The organism is Taklimakanibacter deserti (assembly GCA_003574785.1).
On record QORU01000006.1, the window covers coordinates 242,491 to 263,121 of the forward strand.

Below are 20,631 nucleotides of genomic sequence, written 5' to 3' on the forward strand. Positions count from 1 at the left end.
AGATGACCGCCATCCTCCAGATCATCTTCGACGCCCTGAGCCTCGGCAGCCTCTTTGCCCTGGGCGCGCTCGGCATCGCGCTCATCTTCGGCGTGATGCGGCTCGTCAATTTCGCCCATGGCGACTATATCGCCTTCTGCGTCTTCGCCATGCTGTGGCCCTCGATCGATGCGGCGGCGATCGTCTTCGCCGGCAACCTGCCGACCGTCATCCTCATCCCGCTCATCCTCGCCATCGGCGCCGGGCTTTCTGTCCTGTCCGAGATCCTGGTCTTCCGCCGCTTCCGCAATGCCAATCCGGCGACCATGATGATCGCCTCCTTCGCGCTCGGCTATGTGCTCAAGAACTTCCTGCTGATGCTGTTCTCTAGCCGGCCGAAATCCATCGATCTGTGGTCCAATCTGGGCCAGCAGGTGGAGGTCGCGGGCGCCCGCATCCCGCTCCTGCAGGTGATCACCATCTGCATCACCATCGTCATCCTTCTGGGCCTCACGGCTTTCCTCAAGCGCACCCGCTTCGGCCTCGAGATGCGGGCCGCGGCCGAGAACTTCACCATGGCGCGCATGCTGGGCGTCAAGGCGAACCGCGTGATCATGCTGGCTTTCGCGATCTCCGGCATGCTCGCCGCCGCGATCGGCCTCATCCTCGCCACGCAATCCGGCACCGCCGACATCCAGATGGGCGTCTCGGTCATGCTGGTCGCCTTCATCGCCACCGTGATCGGCGGCCTCGGCAGCTTGCCGGGCGCGGTGATCGCGGGCTTCCTCATCGGCGGCGCCAGCGTCCTCATGCAGGTCATCCTGCCGCTCGATGCCAGGCCTTTCCGCGACGCCTTCGTCTATGGCGCGGTGATCGCCTGCCTCATCTGGCGGCCGCAAGGCCTGTTCGCCCCCAAGGCGGCGAAGCAGAGAGTGTGACATGACCCAGCGCAGCTCTCTCCTCGCCCGCACGATCTCGACCCCGATCATCCTGATCCTGATCCTCATCGCCATCGCGGTGGTCACGAAACTCGTGGGATCGCGCCCGTTCGACCGCACCATCGTCGAAATGTTCATCCGCATCATGCTGGTGGCGGGCCTTTATATCTTCGTCGGCAATTCCGGTGTCATCAGCTTCGGCCATACGGGCTTCATGTGCCTTGGCGCCTATGCCGCCGCCTGGTTCACCATCCCGCCGATGATGAAGAAAATCTCGCTGCCGGGGCTGCCGGCCTTTCTCGCCGACGCGCAACTGCCGTTCCTCCTGTCGGCGGCGCTCGCCGGCCTTCTGGCGGCTCTCTTCGCCCTGATCGTCGGGCGGATCATGATGCGGCTCTCCGGCATCGCCGCCTCGATCGCGACCTTCGCCATGCTGGCGGTGATCAATGTCGTCTATTCCAACTGGGATTCGGTGACCGGCGGCACCGGCTCCATCGTCGGCATACCCTTCCTCACCGGCACATGGACGGCGCTCGGCGGCGCCGCTCTCGTCGTCGTCATCGCCTATCTCTATCAGATCTCGCGCTCGGGGCTGGCGCTCAGGGCGGCGCGCGACGAGGCGACGGCGGCGGCCGCTTCCGGCATCGACATCGTGCGGGAAAGGCTCATTGCCTTCGTGCTTTCGGCATTCGTCATCGGCATCGCCGGCGCCCTTTATGCGCATTTCCTCGGCGTCGTGAACCCGGACGCCTTTTATCTCGGCATCACCTTCATCACCCTGTCTATGCTGGTGGTGGGCGGCATGAACAGCCTTTCGGGCGCGGTGCTCGGCGTGATCGTCATCTCGGCCGTCATCCAATTGCTGCGCTGGCTGGAAAAGGGCATCGATCTCGGCGGGGCGACGCTGTCGATCCCCAACGGCCTGCAGGAGATCACCATCGGCCTGGTGATGATCGTCATCCTGATGTTCCGGCCGTCCGGGCTGACGCGTAATCGCGAGCTCGTCTGGCGGCACTGGCCCTTCGGCAAGACCCAAACGAATGGCGTTACCATTTCTAAGACTATCGAAGACGTGCGTTAGACATCACCAAGGAGGAAACGATGAGTAGAGTAAGAACACTGGCATTGGCGGCCGTCTTCGGCACGCTGATGACGGGCGGCGCTTATGCCGCAGATGAGATCGTCGTCGGCTTCGCCACGGCGGAATCGGGCTTCATGCAGGCCTATGACAAGCCGGCGCAGGATGCGGCCCTGATCCGCATCGATGAGATCAACAAGGCGGGCGGCCTGCTCGGCAAGCAGATCAAGGTGGTCACCGCCGACACCAAGACCGACCGCGCCGAGGGCGCCAAGGCCGGCCTCGAAGTGCTCGACAAGGGCGCCGAGCTGGTGATCGTGTCCTGTGACTATGACTTCGGCGCACCGGCGGCGCTCGCCGCCGAGGCGGCCGGCAAGGTCTCCTTCTTCCTGTGCGCCGAATCGATCAAGGCCGGCATACCGGGTGTCGGCCCGCATTCCTTCTCGAGCTCGGTGCTGGCGGCGGTGCAAGGCGCGACCATGGCGGAATGGGCCTACAACAAGAGAAATGCCCGCAAGTTCTACCGCCTGCTCGACACCTGGACAGTCTATAACAAGGGCATTTGCGACGGCTTCGACTGGCAATTGCCGCGGCTCAAGGATGCCGAGCTCGTCGGCAGCGACACCTTCAAGAACGAGGATGCCTCGATCGCCTCGCAGATCAGCCGCATCAAGGCGCTGCCGCAGGAGCCCGATGCGATCATGCTCTGCACCATGATGCCGGGCGCGGTGAGCGCAGTGAAGCAGATTCGTGCGGCCGGCATCAAGGCGCCGATCCTCAACGGCTCCGGCATGGATGGCAGCTACTGGCTCTCGGCGGTGCCCGATCTCTCCGACTTCATCGTCCCGGTGCAGGGCTCGATCTATGGCGATGACCCGAATCCCAAGGTCAATGAGTTCAACAAGAAGTACAAGGAAGTGACGGGCGGCGATCCGTCGAGCCAGTATGTCTATCCGGGCTATGTGCTCATCGACGTGTGGTCCAAGGCGGTGGAGCGGGCGAAGTCGACCGATGCCGACGCCGTCGTGGCCGAGCTCGAGAAGATGAAGGACGAGCCGACCCTGTTCGGCCCGCGCACCTTTACGAGCGAGATCCACCACCAGAACAGGGGCCGCTATCTCATCGTCGAGACCGACAACGGCAAGCCGAAAGTCATCGACGAATGGACGATCAGCGAGGCCATTCCGGTGCCGGATTTGCTGAAGCAGTAAGCGCCCTCCCTTTGAGGGGAAGCGTCGAGGCCGGGATCTCGGGGTCCCGGCCTCTTTCGTTCAGGGACATGGCAATCAGGTCACTCGCAGGTCGGGCAGCACACGAACGGCACTTCGGTCAGGGGCGATGTCCGCAGGATACGATGATGCCCGAGCTCGTCGTTCACCGGGCTGCGGCCCTGCTGGAAATCGGCTTGCTGCCGCCGCGCCGCCACGAATTCTGAAGCTCTCTCCGGCGAGGGAAGGTCGGACTGCATCGTCTCCCTGATCCTCAGATTCACCGCTTGCTGCTCGATGGAAGCGTGGTCGAAAATGTTGGTGATCTGCGGCAGGACTTCCACGACCAGCACGCTCAACGGCGAGTCCTCCGGCAAGCCGAAGAGATTCAGCCATTGCGCGACCTCGTCATTGCTCCAGATCGCCGTACCGTATTTCTTGGCGTCTTTGTTCAGCGTTTCGGTTTCCGTGAGCTTGTATGATTGCGCCAGCTGGGCGTAGCCCACTTCGATCTTCGCATTTTTCAGCGCGACATTTCTCAATGTCCGTAGCTGCACCTCGTCATAGCGCAGGAACGGGCTCAAGCCAGGCTCGTCCTCGACCTGCACCCGCCAGTCGAGCTGCTTGTCGTCGAGGAGGATGTTGCGGAAATCGAGATTGTCCGCCTGCCGCACCTGGGCATAGAGCAGGCACCAGAGCTGGGTTCGCGGCGGATCGGCGGTCACATTCTTGCCGTCGAAGACGGCGACCGCATAGGGCGCAACCACCCAGAGCTTGTTCTCGTCCCGGTTCACCGCGCAGGTCAGAGCCGGTGCCGGATGCTGGATGCCGGTGGCTTTCAGGCGGCGGCCAAACCTGCCTTGCGCCGTCGTCCATGCCATTTCCAGAGTATCCTTGTGCCGGAAGTGCCCGACACGAAACTCATAGGTGAAAAGGCCGAACAGCTCATCGGCATCGGCGTGCAGACCGGGCGGCAAGGGCAGCAGGTAATGACGGTCGCTGTCCTCGGCCTTGGTCATGGCCTGCATGGCGGTCAGGCCCGCGAGGTCGTTGGTCGCGCCGGGAATGACGACTCGCGTTTCTTCCGGATCGATCGGCAGCGCCGGCTCTTCCGGCGCCACGAACAATTCGGGATGGTTGTTCGAGATCAGCTGGTCGGGCGAATAGGCGAGCATGCGCGCAAAATAGGTGTCGTTCGGATCGGCGACCGGTTCCTCGAACTCGACCCAGAGGAAGCGGCGACGGGGTTCGGTGGCGCTGTATTTTTCGTTCCGCACATAAGGCGACAGCGCGATGCCTGCGGATGCGACCTTCGGCACCTGCGAAGGCGGCGTGGTTACGGGGAGCACGGTGCTGATGGTTTCTGGCTCGTCCTGTTCCGCCGCGTGATCTTGCTTGAAGAATGTCGTGATGGCGTAACTTGCCTCGATGGTGGCGGGAAAACGCGGCTCGGTCTGGTGCGGAGAAGGCCGCATCCGCTCATTCTTCGGCTCGACGGCGTCGATGAACACCAGCCGCGTATAGTTGCGCTTCGGCGAATGCAGCATCTCGAAGGACGCCGTCCGGCGCATCTCGATGTCGCCGACGGCCTTCGTTTCGGTCTCCGTTGCGGGGTCGTCACCTGAGAAGCGCAGCGTCCTCTCGACGGCGAAGCTGCGGTCTTCGAGGGCGTTCCACATCCAGTCGCGGTCGATGGTGAGCTCGATGCAGACGAGCCAATGGTTCGCCAGATCGCCTTTCGAGGAGAATGTCAGCGAAGAATTGTCCGGCGACAGCGTATGGCGGATGCGGCTGGAACAGCCGAACTGCACCCGCTCGCCTTTCGGCGCGACCAGCGTCAGGCCGGCGGTCTCGAGACCGAGCTGCTTGGCCAGGCGCTGCACCATGTCGGGTGGCTTGGGCGTTTCCTTGCCAAAGAACAAGGTCGCAAGCTTCCCATCGAAGACTTGGGGCGGGTCGGGCTGGAGGAAGATGCCGCGCAGCCGTTGCGACGGCGCCGAGTCGACGAACAGGTCGGTCTCGTCGCTGCTTTCGCGGTAACACCACACTTCCACGACGTGGCCATAGCGGCTATCGAGATCGTGCTCGGCGGGATTGATGAGGCCGTAATACTCGCCGTCATCGTCCTTCTCTTCGCAAACCGCCCGCATCGTCAGGCGCACCCGGCGCGCGGTCGGCAGGACGATTTCCTGAAGATCGTCGATATCGGCGGCGAGACCGAGATCGCCTTCCAGATCCAGTTCATCGCCCAGATGCAGCACCTTCACATCCTTGTAGACGACGGGGATGTTGAGCGCCGCGGCAAAGCCATAATCACCGGCCAGCGTCGGGAAGAGCCGCTCGGTCGTATAGAGATGCACATAGTTTTCCTTGCCGGAGACGCTGAGCAGATTGTCGAGCTTCAGCGTCTCGACCTCGACCGTGATCTCGATTCGATCCACGTCGGGATCGGGAATGCCGAAGGCTTCCTTGCCGGCGAGCGCGTTCGATGCCTGCACCAGCCGGGTGACCGGGTCGGCATATTTGCCGGTGTAGACCACAGCGGGATAGCCGAGCAGCGGTCGCCTGATCGTCAAGCTGTCGGGGTCGCCTGGCGCATCGGAATTGACCGGCAGGTCTTCGAGCCGCGGCTGGTTCGGCGACACATAGCGCCTGAACGGCGTCGTATGGATGGCGGACGGGCTTTCCAGCACCGGCACGGCGTCGGGCGCCGCACCGCCGCCGCTCAGATCCCGCATCCGCACCCGGAAATCATATTGCCTGCCATAGCGCAAAAGAGTTTGCAGCGGCGCAGCCTGGTACCTCTTGCTCAGATTGTTGTCCGGCGCTTGCACTTCCGTACCGACGGCATTTGCCGGCTTGGCCGGATCGAGCTCGGCATGGCGGTAGATCGCAACGGCATCCTTGTCGGGCAGCACCATGCTGTGTCCGCCCCAATTGGCGAAATACATCGGCAGCCAATAGGTACCGGCGAGATTGCCGTCGAGCTGCATCGGATAGACCTGGTAGGGCAATTCACCCTCGAAATCGCCGAGCGAGATCGCGCCTTGCGGCGGCGTGGGCACGGCCAGCGGGGCTGTGCTCTCGACCTCGTTCAGGGTCTCCCAAGGCTTTTCCGGCGCGCCCGTCTCGCGAACATCGATCGCGTAGCCGAAGACGCCGAGCGGCGCATCGAGCCTTTTATCCGGAGCGGAAACGCTCGCGTCCTGCGCCAATTGGCGCAGATACCAGATCAGGATCTGCTCGTCGTCCCAGCCGAGGCGGATGCCTGCATCCTTGACCGGCTTGCCGTCGGCGGGCGTTTCGCCCAAGAAATTGCGGCTCTTCGGCTGCATGGCATGGACGATCTTGGCGAAGCCGTCGTCATATTCCGCCGCCTCGATGAAGAGCTGGTCGTAGCTGCCGTCTGGTGCCGGATCCGGGTCGCCGGCGTTCTTCTTGTAGAGAACCGGAAACAGCAGTGGCGCAAAGAGCGGGCGCGCCGTGCCCGGCGTGAGTGCCGGAATCCGCGCCGCGTATTTCCTGACAAAACTTCCGCCCGGCGAGCCGTCCGCCGCCTTCATCTGGTCGAGAAAGTCGCTGTCCTCGGCCAGGTCCACATAGAGCCAACCGCCGGCCGGAAAATGACTGGGCTTCACTTCGAAGGAGGCCGTGTAGATCATTCCCAGGCGCCGCGCCAGCAAGGGCTGGCGCAAGGCAAAGGCAAAGACCTTGCCCCAGGAAATGGCCTCCGGGCTCTTCTGGAATCCGTCCACCTTTTTCGCATCGCGTATGGCGCAATGGTAGCTGTCGTCGGTCACCGCGGCCCTGGTGCGCGGCGTCGTGAAATTGAACGCCCCGCGGTAGCTCAAGGGCAGGTATTTGCGGATGGGAAAGCCCGTCTTCGCCGCGGGCGGCGGGTCGTTCAAAGGGCTGTTTACATTGGCATTGGTGTTGGCGACGCCCAGATTGACGATGCTGAAATTGGCCGCCAGCGCCTCGAACAGCGCCTTGGCGCCGGTGGGCGGCGTGGTCGCAAGGTCGAGCGCTGCCCCCGGCGAATGGTTGTTGGGAAAGCCCGCCAGGCTGCTCACGATGCGCGCCTTGAAGGCGAACTCCGCCTCGGCGAGACTGACGCCCGGATCCGCAATTCCCACCACGGATTCGATCGCCTGTTTCAACGGGTTGTGGTTCCGCGGCAGCACGACGATGTTGAGCGTCAAAGTGCTGCCGTCAAAGGACTGGGGGAAGGGAAGGATGGAGAATCGTCGGTTCGGTTCCATGTCGGCGTGCCTGCTTGGCTCAATACCCGTGGTCGCTACGCAATCTGCCGCTGCTCCTCCCACGAGGTGCTGAAGCTGATGTTGATGACGAGGAAGATGCTGATATCGAGGCCGAAGGTGACTTGCGCCGCCAGGTCGGTGCGGTCGCCTATCCTTGCAACCGTCCCCTTGGCCTCGATCGTGATCGTGATGCCGACGATGCCGCCCAGGATTTCGGCGTGCCCCTGAAACAAGAGACCCGCCGACACCACGACAGAGGTGGCATCGGTGTAGATCTCAACCGTCACCATGTAGAGCACGCTCACATTGCCGGCGACCGGCAGGCCGATCACGATCTGCGCGCCGAAGCCGAATTTCATCCTGAGCGCCGGGCCGGTCTTGGTGTCGGCGGCGATGTCGAGGTTCACCTGGCCCACGGCGTAGACGGTCGCGATCGAGATCGACACGCACATCACCGAGAGCCTGCCATAGAAGCCGAGAAAGGCGCCGGCGGTCGGAAGGAGCTGCTGCGGGTCGCTCGTCACCTTGAGGGCGGCGTTGAAATACATCCCCAGTCTCAGGCCGGCTTCGAGCTTCAGCGGTGCGTTCGGGTCGTTGTACAGGAACATGGGCATCGGGAAGCGCACGACGGGAATTTCCTTCGCGGCTTCCATCTTGTATTCCCAGCTGCCGGCCTTGTTGCTCATGGCGAGCTTCAGGCCGCGGGCGAACGCGTCCTTGTAATTCTCGCCCTGCAGGCTCTGCAGGATCTGCAGGATTTCGATGACCGGCTTCAGCTCGTCGGCGAACTGGATCTGCGGCGAGGGGAAATCCGGATCGCCGGCATTCCCGCCATACTGCGCCTCGGCACCCTTCTTGGCGTCCCAGTTTCCCTTGATGGTCATCAGTCGCTTGATCGGGCCGAGATCGACGACCACCGACACATTCGCCATCTTGCTCTTCCACTGGTCGGCGAGGCCGCCGGCGAAGGAGTCCACGTCGAAGTCGAGACCGCCTTTGGCATCCTTCGTGCCGCCGCCCGGTGTCTGTATCTTGTCCGCCTTGTATTCGAGATAGATCTTGAAGGCGCCGCCGAGCTCGATCAGCTTCCACTCCGTGTCGGGCAGCTTGAAGGGCTCCTCGAGCTGCTTGAGGAGCTTGTAGCCTTCCTTCTTCAGGCCACCCGTCTTGTCATTGATCTGCATCAGCTCGAAGACGTCCGCAAGGCCGTCCTGGATGCCGGCAGCTTTGTTGAACTGGCCGGAATTCTCCAGGAGCGAGATCGCATCGCCGATGTCGCCCGCAATGGCTTTCCCGACATTGGGGAAGATGGCCTTCGAACTCACGATGCGGAAAGCGTCGGCAAAGAGCGGCGGCGACTTGCTCAGCATCTTCTCGATGCCGAGCTTGAAGGACGGCGTCAGGAATAGCGCCTTTTGCGTGTCGGTGCTCTGGAGGAAGCCATAGTTCAAGGTGCCGGCGACTGAGGGCCTTAAGAGATCGGCGGGGTTGGCGATTCGCAGGAGGCCATCCTTGGGCGCGATGTCGGGCTCCCACTTGTCGCCGGCCTTCTTCACCAGCTTGCCGATGCGGATGAGCGGCACGCTGAGCTCCTTCGGCACGGGCGAGACTTCGCCCGTTGCGAATTCGTGCCGGACCATGCTCCAGGAGCCGTCCTTGGGCAGGAGGACATTGCCGCGACCGGCGACAGCGAAGGCAGGCGACACACCGTCCTCGTCGAAGGAATTGCTGATATCGAAGCGGGTGAGCCGCATCTGCTGGCCGCTCTTGCCGATATCCACCACGCAATCGATGGCAGCGCCGATATTGCCCGCCTGCCGGTCGATCATGAGCTTGAAGGCATCGGTCGTGAGCGGCAGGCCTCTGGGTGCTACCTGTACGAAACCCAGGATGCGTTTCGCCGGCACGAGCTTGCGCTTCACGCCGCCCGCGAATTCCCTCTCGGCATAGCCGCTCACCGGATCTTCGATCTCGATATCGGCGTTGAAATAGACGGGCTGCAGCTCGAAATCGAATTCCGAGCCGCCCGCCGCGGCATTCACTTCCTTGCCGTCCATGTCGACGATCATGTCGGGGGGCGAGATCGTCATTGTGCCCTTGAATGGCTGGATCTCGTCGGTTTCCTTGATGTCCTTCACCAGGAAGAGCCCACCGACCACGCCCGGATGGATGTGATATTTCGCCTGCCGCTCTTCCGGAATGAGGGTGCCGGGATTGGCCGGGTCGTCCTTGTAGACAAAATAGCGGAAGTCGAAGCGGCCATCGCTTTCCGCCCGCCAGCCCGAGTCGAAGCGATAGACATATCCGCTCGGCGTCCGGAACAGCGTGATGGTCCGCACCACCTTGATCGCCCAGGGATAGAGGATGCTCCTCACCTGGATGATTTCGTGGGCGCAGCGCCCGACCCACACATCGAATTTCGCCTGGCTGGTCTCGGCGATGGCGGCCTTCGGGTTGAGCCAGTTGCTGAAGATGCTGGCGCCATAGCCGCTCCAGTCGACGCGTTCGAGCGGCACGCCGCGCTGGCGGATGAGTTGGAAGGGATCCAGCATCCATTCGTTGTTGAAGATCTTGGTGACGCTGCGCCCGAGCGTGGAGGCACCGGTCGGATTGCCGAACAGGTCGAGGATGTTGTTCAGTTGCAGCGTGCTGCCCATGAACATGTCGTTCTCGCCCTGGCGCAACGCCTCGCCGCCACCCGCCTGCAGCTGCCGCCCGCCGGTCAGGTTGTCGGGGAATTTCTTTGCGTTGAATCCGAAGCTGGTGCCGGGCCGCGGATTGCCTTGATACCAGTAATTCTTTTGCAAGAGCGCCAGCATCCGCATGCCGAAAGGCAAGGTGGACAAGGCGACGGCGGCGAACTTGTCGTCATCGAAGCTTTCCACCAGGAAATCCGTGAGCGGCAGCGGCGCGAGCGCCACGGTTTCACCGCTGTTGTTGATGATGCGGGTGGGGCCGCCGTCGTCGGGATAATAATTCGCGCCGAACGGGGGATCGGCCGTGACGGCGGGGGCGGTGAGATTGAGCACCGGCTCCCAGGAGATTTGCGGCACGGTGAATGCCCGCACATTCAACCCCGGGCTCACCACGTCCATTTTCTTGACTTGCAGCGGAAGGCCCGTGGATACGGATGACTCCGGCACGTGGGTCGTCACCATGCCGAAACTCGTGTTCATGAAGGTGCTGAAGCTGATGCCGAGCAGATCCGCGTTCGTACTCACATCGAGGAGAGCGAAGAAGTCGTCGGTGATCCGGTTGGTCGCTTCGTCCCAGATGCCGCCATAATTGGGCAAATGCGACTGGGCATGAGGCGCCCAGCCATGGTCGTCGAGACCAAAGGCCTTCGGTGAAACACCGGCGCCGCCGATCTTGGTGAAATCGAAGTCGGCGGTGGCGGGTTCCGGCGGCTTGATGACGGCCTGCTGCAACGTGCTTTGCAGCGGTGCGAAGTGAAACGAGCCTTCCACTTTGTCGAAATCCGCCGATCCCTTCTCCCATTTCACATAGGCGACGAGCCATAGCCAGATCGTCTGCTCGCCAAAGGACTTGTAGCGGCCGCGGAACTGGAATTTCAGCTTGCCGATATTCGCCGCATAGGGATCGGGCAGCGTCGGCAGATAGGCGAGCAGCCCCAGCGTCATGAACAGGATTCCGCGTTCCACCTTGACGAAATCCGCCGCCAGCTCCCCGAACAGCAGGCAGCCATTCGCGGGCGTCACCTTGAACAAGGCGTTGGTCAGCGCCAGTGCGATGGGCTTTGGGAAGACCGGCGGCGTCTGGGTCAGATCGAAATTGTCCGCCAGCATGTTGTCGTCGAAGAGATAGATCATCCGGAAGGTCTTCGCCACCGCGAGCATGAGCAGCGAATTTTTCGAGCGCAGCTCGAGTGGCTTGCCTTCAACCGTGACCGGACGATCGGCCTGCACGTCGGCATGGCCGAAGGTCATCACGAGCTCGGTTCCATCGGCCAGCGTGTTGTAGAAGAAGGGGCCAGCAGCCGGCAACTGAAGGCGGACCTTCGTGCCAAACTTGTTCTGCTCGTCCCGCCACAGCTCGAGATCATGATGGGCGACGGCATTGCCTGCCGCCGGGTCGCTGAGCGCAATCCGCCCCGGCTCGGCCATGATGTAAGGTTGGGTCAGATTGAGGGAGCCGCCTTTGAGGGCGCTCCAACTTGCCCTCAAGCCTACCTTGGTGCGAAGAACCATGGCGCCGATGCCGGCGGCGGGCGAAGGATTGGCGATGTCGATGGGTGCTGCCGGCAAGGCCCAGTAGCTGCCGGCGATCGGCGCCTTTCCCGACAGCGTGTGGAATGGCGACGCGTTGGCGCCAACCTGAAAGCTCTTAACCGAGGCCTTGAACGGGATCAGAACCCTGTGCAGCAAGGCGTCATACGACCCCGCCTGCCCCGCGTTCCATTCGAATGAAATGTCTTGCCCGAAGAGCGACCACGCGGCGTCGCCGACCTCGTCGAGGGTGCTGTTCTGGCCGGAGAAATGAAAGGCAAGCGTTGGCGGCAGGTCGAGCTTCATCCGCCGGGCATCCTTGCCATAGGGGCTCGAAGGATCCGCACTGGTTGCAGGCTTCTCCAGCAATTGCAGCTTGACCGAGATTTTGGTGCTGGCCGCCGCCGTCAGTTTGCCGTTGATCAGTTGCGGCTTGGCGCTCAGCGCAACGGTACCGCCTTTGATGGTCAGTCCGGTGAAATAGCCTGAAGGAGCATCCGGGCTCAGCAGTTGCGAGTTTATCCAGATACTGCCCGCATTCAGATTGTATTTGGGCAACAGCCCCGCAGCGAGCGGCAGGGTCGCGTCGATGAACTGGAGCCCTCTGGTGATCTTGAACAGAAGTGCCGGGTGGGAAAGGCCTTGCACATAAAGCGCGACGAGCTTTTCCAGACGGAAGAAGTCGAACCAGAACAGCCGACCATCCGCATTGGCGAAGGGCCCGAGCGACCGTTCAAGCGCGGCGCCGCCCGCCCATAAGGGAGCCGAAGCATGAAGCTGGGTGCTGCGCACCGGCACTTCGCGCACGAAGACGCGGAATTCGAGTTCGTCCGGTGCCTTCTCCTTCTCGAGCAGGCGGAGAAGGGCAGCGTTCTCTTCCGGTATCCTTTCGGCGGCGAGGAAATCGGCGCTTTCGAAGGAAAAGCTGCTGCCCTTGAGCGACGTCAAATCGTCGGGAAAGACCGCCCGGGACAGAAAGCCCTGTAGTTGCTTGAGTTCTTTTTTGCGCGCCGGTGTCTGGGCGTCGAGATGGCCGAACACCAATTCGCGCATTCGTTGCTGCTTGCTGGTCATAGCGGCCACCATCGATCACGAACACCATCACGAGAGCCATGTCTCGCTTGATTGTGAAATGCGAAGCAGTCGCCGCTACGTCAAAGCTTACGCCGCCCCCGTGGCTCTGACAAGGTGATGGTTGCCGGATGCAATGACTTTTCACACACTACGTGTTGCGTGCGACAGCAACGATAGCGCTTCGAAACAGAAAGGCGCTGGAATCTCGCAATATTAACCTTACTGCTTTCGACTTGCACAACTCTCACGCCCTTCCGAGCTTCTGCGAAATCTTCTCCGTGTGCTCGCGCAGCAGCACGATGACCTCTTCGACGAAGTCGGGCGTCATGCGCTGGATCACGCCCGAGACGCTGATGGCGCCGGCGATCTCGTTGAACGGGCCGAAGATCGGCATGGCCACGCAGAAGGCGCCGATCTCGTTCTCCTGCCGGTCGGTGGCGAAGCCCTTCTGGCGCACGGTCTCAAGCTCGGCCTCGAGCTTGGGCACGCTCACGATCGTATGGTCGGTCATCTTCTCGAGGCCCGCCGTCTTGTACAGCCACTGGCGCTGCTCTTCGGGGAAATAGGCGAACATCGCCTTGCCGCAGGCGCTCGAATGATAATTGGTGCGCGCCCCGGCATAGGCGACGGCGCGCACCGCCTGCTGGCTCTGCAAGGCTTCGAGGATGATGCCTTCATGCAGATAGGGCACCGCGAGATTGACTGTCTCCCGCGTCGCCTGGCAGAGCTCGCGCAAGGATGGACGGCTGATCTCCAGGATCGGCAGCTTCTTCGCGACATGCCGGCCAAGCTCGAGACAGCGCAGGCCGAGCTGATAGCCCTTGCCCTGGGTCGAGCGCTGCAGGAAGCCCAGCACCACGAGGCTCTCCGCCAGATTGAAGACGGTGGTCTTGTTGAGCCGCAAAGCTTCGCTGAGCGCGCTGAGGCTCGCCGGCCCTTCCTGCGCCATCACCGCTGAGAGAATGGCATCGGCGCGCGCCAGCGACTGGATGCGCGGCTTCTTGGCCTCGGCAAGATCGCTGCTCGACATGACTTCTGCTCCCCCTGGTCGCGCGGTGACGTTCAACATTGTGGAACATAGCCTGCGGCTTGATTGCGAAAAACCCTTGCCAGATGTTACCTATTATACAATACTAATGCAAAAGAATTATACATTATATAACTATGAGGTGGCAGGTGACGACGGAAAGGCAGGACTGGGGCGCGCTGGACGGCCAGGAATTCTCGACCTTCACGATCCGCAACGCTCATGGGGCGTCCCTGGTTCTGAGCGACTACGGCGCCACCGCTCTCCAGATGAACATCCCCTCGCCTACAGGCGAGATCGCCGATGTGATCCTGGGCTTCGACAGCCTGAAGGCTTATCGCGATGCGCCGACCTATTTCGGCGCGACCGTTGGCCGCTTCGGCAACCGCATTCGCCGCGGGAAATTCACGCTCGACGGCAAAGCCTATCAGGCGAGCTGCAACGAGGGTGAGAATTCGCTTCATGGCGGCGTGAACGGCTTCGACAAGCGCAAATGGGCGGCCGCGTTCGATCCCAAAGGCAACAGCGTGAAATTCGCGCTGACCTCGCCCGACGGCGATGAAGGCTTTCCCGGCAAGCTCACGGCGACATCCCAATATACCCTGACCGATGACGGCACCTTGCGCATTGATCTCAGCGCTTCGACCGACCGCCCGACTTTGTGCAACATGGTGCATCACAGCTACTTCAATCTGGCAGGCCATGCTTCCGGCACCGTCCTCGACCAGGAGCTCGAGATCCATGCCGATTTCTACACGCCGGTCGATGACGAGCTGATCATCACCGGCGAGGTCATGAAGGTGGCCGAAACGCCTTTCGACTTCCGAAAAGCACGACGGATCGGCCAGGCGATCGATCAAGTCGCCAATGCCGGCGCCGGCAGGGTCACGGGCAGCGGCGGCTATGATCACAATTGGTGCCTCAAGGGTGAAGCCGGGCGGTTGCGGCCGGTGCTTTGGGCGCGCGATCCCGCATCGGGCCGCGGTTTCGAGCTGTGGACCACCGAGCCCGGCGTCCATTTCTATACCGGCGGCTATCTCGATTCCTCCGTCATCGGCAAAGGCGGACATCCCTATCGGAAATTCTCCGGCTTCACGCTCGAGACGCAGAAATTTCCCGACGGACCCAATCTGAGCCACGTACCGCAATCGCGACTCGATCCGGGCGAAGACTATCATCACGTCATGGAATTCCGTTTCTTCACGCCGGGGAGGAATGGCCATGGCGGCTGACCTTTATGACGTCATCATCGTCGGCGGTGGCCATAACGGCCTCGTCGCCGCCAATTATCTGGGACGCGCCGGCAAGAAGGTGCTGGTGGTCGAGCGCCGCGAGATTCTGGGCGGCGCCTGCGTGACGGAAGAGTTCTTCCCCGGCGCGCGCTTCTCTTCCTGCGCCTTCATCCAGGCGGTGCTGAAGCCGCGCATCATCGACGAGCTCGAGCTTGTCAGCCGCTTCGGCCTCGAAATGTATGCGCCCGACCCGCAAGGCTTTGCGCTGTTCGACGACGCCTCGCATATCTTCGTCTGGCAGGACATCGACAAGACGCTGAAGCAGCTGGAGAAGATCGCGCCCGCGGATGCCAAGGGGCTGCTGCGCTTCGGCTCCAGGCTCCGGCGCTTCGGCGACCTCACCAGTCACTGGACGCTCGCCAACCCGCCGACGCGCTCGGAGATGATGAAACTCTTCGAGGAGACGGGGGAAGAGGACCTCCTCAACGAATTCCTGTTCGGCTCGACCCGCGATCTGCTCTCGCGCTATTTCACCTCCGACCAGATCCGCGGCTTCTATACGTTCTTCGGCATCGTCTCGATCTGGGGCGGGCCGTCGACGCCGGGCACCGGCTATCTCTTCGGCTATCACGCGTCCGGCGAATTCGAGGGCACGTTCGGCCGCTGGGCTTTTCCGAAAGGCGGCATGGGCTCGATCACCACGGCGCTGGAGAAAGGGGCGACGGCCCATGGCGTGACCCTCCTCACCGGAGCGCCCGTCGCCGAAATCCTGATCAGCGACGGCAAGGCGAAAGGGGTGAGGCTTGCCGACGGACGCACCTTCCATGCCAAGGCCGTCATGTCGAATGCCGATCCCAAGCGGACGCTCGGCCAGCTCGTTCCGGCAAGGGCCTTGACCCAAGAATTCCGCGGCAAGGTGGCGCGCATCGACACCAGGGGCTCGATGGCGCGCTTGCATCTCCTCATCGATGAGCTGCCGCAATATCTCGGCTTCAAGGATGCGAAACCCGGCCCGCAGCATCGCGGTCACGCCATATTGGGCGGATCCGAGGAGCGTTTCGAGGACGCCTATATGGCGATGCTGCGCGGGACCTTCCCCGAGCATTTCCCGATCGAGGCGATCATCCAGTCGGTGACCGACGACAGCCTGGCACCGCCCGGCAAGCACTGCATGATGCTGGGCGTGCAGAACCTGCCCTTCGAGCTGAGCGATGGCGACTGGGACAGCCGCAAGCCCGAATTCGAGAACCGCGTACTCGAGTCGCTCTATAAGTTCGCGCCCAATCTGCGCGGTCATATTCTCGGCTGCCACACCATCACGCCCCTCGATCTCGAGCGCACCTATGGCATCACCGGCGGCAACATCTTCCACGTGGCGATGACGATCGAGCACATGTTCAACAACCGTCCCCTGCCCGAGCTGTCGGATTACCGCACGCCTGTCGCGGGGCTCTATCTGTGCAGCGCCGGCACGCATCCGGGCGGCGGCGTCATCGGGGCACCCGGCCACAATGCCGCGCAAACGGTGCTCGCCGATCTCGACGGCAAGGCGAGGACGGCGCGCAAGCCTGACATCGCCGTCAAGGGACCCTCGGTCATCGACAGGGCGCTCGAGACCGATGCCGGGTCGCGTCTCGGCTATCTCTTTGCGCGGAGCCGCGCCTTCCGCGCCTTTTCGCGCCTCGCGATGAAGTCACGGGACAAAGAGTGACATGGCGATGCTCGAGGGAAAATCCGGCATCGTCACCGGCGCCGCAGGCGGCCTCGGCCGGGCCACGGCCGAGAGGCTCTGCGCCGAGGGTGCGCGCGTCGCGCTCGTCGACGTCAAGACGGACGCGCTCGATGCGATCGCCGCGGGCTTGCGCGAAAAAGGCTTCCAGGCGGTCGCCATCACGGCCGACATCTCGGACGAGGCCGACAGCGAGCGCATGGTCGGGGCGGCCGAAGCCCAATTCGGCCGGATCGACTTCATTCACCAGAATGCCGCGATCCAGATCGAGAAATTGCTGCATGAGACGAGCCCCGCCGAATGGGACCGGCTGATGGCGGTCAATCTGCGCTCGATGTTCTTGGGAAGCCGCGCCGTCATCCCGCGCATGATGCGCTCGGGCGGCGGATCGATCGTCAACAGCGGCTCGGTCCTCTCCTTCAGCGCCGATCAGATCCTGCCCGCCTATGTTGCCAGCAAGCATGGCGTGCTGGGCCTCACCCGCGCCATCGCGGTGACCGAGGCCTATGCGGAGGCCCGCATCCGCTGCAACTGCATTTGCCCGGGCGACATCCAGACACCGATGGTCGAGCGCTATTGGCAAGCCTCTCCCGATCCGGCCGAGGCCAAGGCGCGGACCGTCGCGCATTATCCGGCAAAGCGCATTGCCACGCCCGCCGATGTCGCCGACGCCGTGTGCTTTCTCGTCTCGGACCGGTCGTCCTTCATCAACGGCGCCGAGATCGTCATCGACGGAGGAGTCACCGCCAAATGCTATTGAACCCAACTCAGGAAGGAACACAAATGGACCGTGCCGCCATTCTCGAAACCTGCCGGGCGGAACTCTATTCCGCCGTCGTCTCGGACACGCTCGATTCGCTGGGATATCGCCGACAAGTGGTCCAGTCGGTCCTGCAGCCGCTGCAGGACGGCATGCGCATCGTGGGCTTTGCGCGCGTCGGCATCTACATGCCGATCTTCCACGACGACGCCACGGTGAATGTCTATGAGCATGAGATCCGCCTCGTCGACGGCCTGAAGCAAGGCGAGGTGCCGGTCTTCGTCTGCCACGGCAATCGCCGCATCGCGCCCTGGGGCGAGTTGCTGTCGACGCGCGCGCAGTATCTGGGTTCGGCCGGCTGTATCACCGACGGCTGCGTGCGCGACGTCGACATGATCCGCGAGATGGGCTTCCCGGTCTTCGCCGGCGGCCGCAACCCGGTCGACACGAAATATCGCGGCAAGATGATGTGGGCCGACGTGCCGGGCGTCATCGGCGAGGTCGAGGTGAGCTCGGGCGACCTGGTGATCGCCGATCTCGACGGCATCGTCTTCGTTCCCGAGAGCCTGATCGAGACCGTGATGACGAAAGCGCTCGCCAAGGTCCGCGCCGAGACGACGGTGCGCGAGGAACTGCGCAACGGCGCCACCCTCGTCGAGGTCTTCGACCGCCACGGCATTTTGTGAGAGGGAGGGTGCCATGAAGCTCGCCGGCAAGAAGGCGCTGATCGTCGGGGCTTCATCGGGCGCGGGCCTCGCCACGGCGCGCCTCTTCGCGGCCGAGGGCGCGGAACTGGCGCTCATCGCCCGATCGAAGGAGAAGCTTGCCAAGGCCGCGGCCGAGCTCCAAGGAAAGACGCATGTCATCACGGCCGATGTCGGCGATACGGAATCCTGCGCCACGATCGTGCCCGAGGCGATCGCAAGCCTGGGCGGCCTCGATGCCGTCGTCTATGCCGCGGGCCTGTGCGAGCCCTGTCTGGTCAAGGACTTGACCGTCGAGCACTTCCGCCAGCATCTCGATGTCAATCTCACCGGCAATTTCATCGTCGCGCGCGCCGCCGCCTTGCATATGAACGAAGGCAAGGGGGGTTCAATCGTGAATTTCGCCTCCGAGCTCGCCCATATCGGCATGGGCTATTATGTGCATTATTGCGCCGCCAAAGCGGGCGTCGTCGGCCTCACCATGGCGCTCGCCGCCGAGATGGCGCCCAAGGTCCGCGTCAATGCGGTGAGCCCGGGCCCGATCGACACGCCGATGCTGGAAGCCGAGATCAAATGGTTCGGCGGCACGCAGGAAGTGATCGACGGCGCCATCGGCCGGGTGCCGCTGAAGCGCTTCGCCAAGCCTGAGGAAGTGGCGAAAGCGGTCCTGTTCCTCATCGCCGATGCGCCCTATGCGACCGGCAGCGCGCTCCGTCTCGACGGCGGCACCACGATCATCTGACCGGAGAAAGCCCCATGCCGGTCGAGAGCACCTTGTGGGACTATATCGTCATCGGCGCCGGATCGGCCGGCTGCGTGGTGGCGAACCGGTTGTCGCAAAATCCCTCGAACAAGGTGCTTTTGCTCGAGGCCGGCGGCTCGGACAAATCGGTCTTCATCCAGATGCCGGCCGCGACCTATGTCAAAGGCATCGGCAATCCGCGTTTCGACTGGATGTACCGCACCGAGCCCGACCCGACGATCGCCGGGCGCATCAGCATCTGGCCGCGCGGCAAGGTGATGGGCGGCACGAGCGCCATCAACGGCATGCTCTATGTCCGCGGCTTTCCGCAGGATTTCGACCATTGGCGCGATCTCGGCAATCCCGGCTGGGGTTTTGACGACGTGCTGCCGCTGTTCAAGCGCCAGGAGGACAATGAGCGCGGGGCGTCGAGCCATCACGGCGCGGGCGGCCCGCTCAAGGTCTCGGATGTGCAGGAGCCGCATCCTCTGGCCCAGCTCTTCATCGAAGCGGCGAAGGCCTGCGGCCATTCCTACAATCCGGACCTCAACGGGCCTGAGATTGCGGGCTTCGGCTATGTCCAGGCGACGCAGTGGAAGGGCTGGCGCTGCAGCGCGGCGCGCGCCTTCATCGATCCGGTGCGGCGGCGAGCGAACCTCGCGATCATGCCGCAAGCGCGCGCCATGCGCCTTCTGATCGAGGATGGCCGCGCGATCGGCGTCGAGGCGGAGATTGACGGCGAGATCCGCAGATTGCGCGCAGGCGGCGAGATCATCCTCGCGAGCGGCGCCGTCGCTTCGCCGCAGCTTTTGATGCTGTCGGGCATCGGCGATCCGGCCGAATTGCGCAAGCACGGCATCGAGGTCAAATGCGAAAGTCCCGAGGTCGGCCGCAACCTGCAGGACCATCCGGGCCTCGGGATGACCTATGAAGTTTCCATCCCGACTTTCAACAGCGAGATGGCGATGTGGAAGCAGGTGCTGCACGGCGCCAACTGGCTGCTGCGCGGCCGCGGCGTCGCCACGACTCCCGATGCGCATCTGGTCGGCTTCCTAAAATCCTCGCCGAGCGAGGACATCCCCGACATCCAGGTGCATGTGACGCCCGCCGGCTATCTGGTGGCGGGCGAAGGCGAACTGCTGCTGAAGGAGAATTCCTTCACCATCGTCGCCAGCGTCTGCCGGCCGAAGAGCCGCGGCCGTATCACGCTCAAGAATGCCGATCCCTTGTCGCCGCCATCGATCGATCATCGCCTGTTCGGCGATCCCGACGATCTCCATCGCCTGGCGCGCGGCATTCGCGCCGTCCGCCGGATCACCACCGCGATGCCATTGAAGGAAATCGTCAAGCGGCCGATCGCGCCCGCCTGGCATGACGTCTCCGACGACACGATCGCCTCCTATCTCATCTGCAATGCCGGGACGATCTATCACCCTTCCGGCACCTGCCGCATGGGACCGGAAGCGAGCGCCATCGTCGATCCGAGGCTCAAGGTGAGAGGCGTTGGAGCCCTGCGCATTGCCGATGCCTCGATCATGCCGGCTTTGACCTCCGGCAATCTCAACGCACCCTGCATGATGATTGGTGAAAAGGCCGCCGAAATGATCCTGGCCGACAAAAAGCGGGCCTAGGCCCTTGTCGCCGCAGTTCATTCATGTATAATTTATAACAA

Annotated in this window: 12 protein-coding genes; 9 read left to right on the top strand and 3 right to left on the bottom strand. The window is 62.9% G+C overall.

Annotated elements, in window-relative coordinates; translation table 11 throughout:
• Positions 1 to 2 precede the first annotated feature (2 nt).
• Genes DS839_RS14490 through DS839_RS14500 form a run of 3 tightly spaced genes read left to right on the top strand, consistent with a single transcriptional unit; the run spans position 3 to position 3,206 of the window.
• Complete coding sequence (locus DS839_RS14490) at positions 3 to 917, top strand: branched-chain amino acid ABC transporter permease (protein WP_162918527.1); 915 nt, start codon at positions 3 to 5, stop codon at positions 915 to 917.
• A 1-nt stretch (position 918) separates the two neighbouring features.
• Positions 919 to 1,998 carry a branched-chain amino acid ABC transporter permease gene (locus DS839_RS14495; RefSeq protein ID WP_119271060.1) on the top strand — a complete coding sequence of 360 codons (1,080 nt, stop codon included), beginning with the start codon at positions 919 to 921 and terminating at the stop codon, positions 1,996 to 1,998.
• Between the two features lie 20 nt (positions 1,999 to 2,018).
• Positions 2,019 to 3,206, top strand: coding sequence for an ABC transporter substrate-binding protein (locus DS839_RS14500; RefSeq protein ID WP_119271061.1), 1,188 nt, complete (start codon positions 2,019 to 2,021; stop codon positions 3,204 to 3,206).
• 80 nt (positions 3,207 to 3,286) lie between these two features.
• Here DS839_RS14500 and DS839_RS14505 read toward each other — a convergent pair whose 3' ends face one another.
• The 3 genes from DS839_RS14505 to DS839_RS14515 form a co-directional block, all read right to left on the bottom strand.
• Positions 3,287 to 7,465: a hypothetical protein gene (locus DS839_RS14505; protein ID WP_162918528.1), complete on the bottom strand. Its 4,179-nt coding sequence runs from the start codon at positions 7,463 to 7,465 to the stop codon at positions 3,287 to 3,289.
• A 35-nt stretch (positions 7,466 to 7,500) separates the two neighbouring features.
• Complete coding sequence (locus DS839_RS14510; RefSeq protein ID WP_119271063.1) at positions 7,501 to 12,744, bottom strand: hypothetical protein; 5,244 nt, start codon at positions 12,742 to 12,744, stop codon at positions 7,501 to 7,503.
• Between the two features lie 265 nt (positions 12,745 to 13,009).
• Positions 13,010 to 13,795, bottom strand: a complete 786-nt coding sequence (locus DS839_RS14515; protein WP_162918529.1) for an IclR family transcriptional regulator — start codon at positions 13,793 to 13,795, stop codon at positions 13,010 to 13,012.
• Positions 13,796 to 13,941: 146 nt separating this feature from the next.
• Here DS839_RS14515 and DS839_RS14520 point away from each other — a divergent pair, with 146 nt between their 5' ends.
• Genes DS839_RS14520 through DS839_RS14545 form a run of 6 tightly spaced genes read left to right on the top strand, consistent with a single transcriptional unit; the run spans position 13,942 to position 20,590 of the window.
• Positions 13,942 to 15,024, top strand: coding sequence for an aldose epimerase family protein (locus DS839_RS14520; RefSeq protein WP_368911651.1), 1,083 nt, complete (start codon positions 13,942 to 13,944; stop codon positions 15,022 to 15,024).
• Positions 15,014 to 16,735: a phytoene desaturase family protein gene (locus DS839_RS14525; protein WP_119271066.1), complete on the top strand. Its 1,722-nt coding sequence runs from the start codon at positions 15,014 to 15,016 to the stop codon at positions 16,733 to 16,735. Before DS839_RS14520 ends, DS839_RS14525 begins: the two co-directional genes overlap by 11 nt.
• 1 nt (position 16,736) lies before the next feature.
• Complete coding sequence (locus DS839_RS14530; protein ID WP_119271067.1) at positions 16,737 to 17,513, top strand: SDR family NAD(P)-dependent oxidoreductase; 777 nt, start codon at positions 16,737 to 16,739, stop codon at positions 17,511 to 17,513.
• Between the two features lie 23 nt (positions 17,514 to 17,536).
• Positions 17,537 to 18,199, top strand: coding sequence for an RraA family protein (locus DS839_RS14535; RefSeq protein ID WP_119271068.1), 663 nt, complete (start codon positions 17,537 to 17,539; stop codon positions 18,197 to 18,199).
• Positions 18,200 to 18,212: 13 nt separating this feature from the next.
• On the top strand, positions 18,213 to 18,959 hold the full coding sequence (locus DS839_RS14540; protein WP_119271069.1) for an SDR family NAD(P)-dependent oxidoreductase: 747 nt from the start codon (positions 18,213 to 18,215) through the stop codon (positions 18,957 to 18,959).
• Positions 18,960 to 18,973: 14 nt separating this feature from the next.
• Positions 18,974 to 20,590 carry a GMC family oxidoreductase gene (locus tag DS839_RS14545; protein WP_119271070.1) on the top strand — a complete coding sequence of 539 codons (1,617 nt, stop codon included), beginning with the start codon at positions 18,974 to 18,976 and terminating at the stop codon, positions 20,588 to 20,590.
• Positions 20,591 to 20,631: the final 41 nt, after the last annotated feature.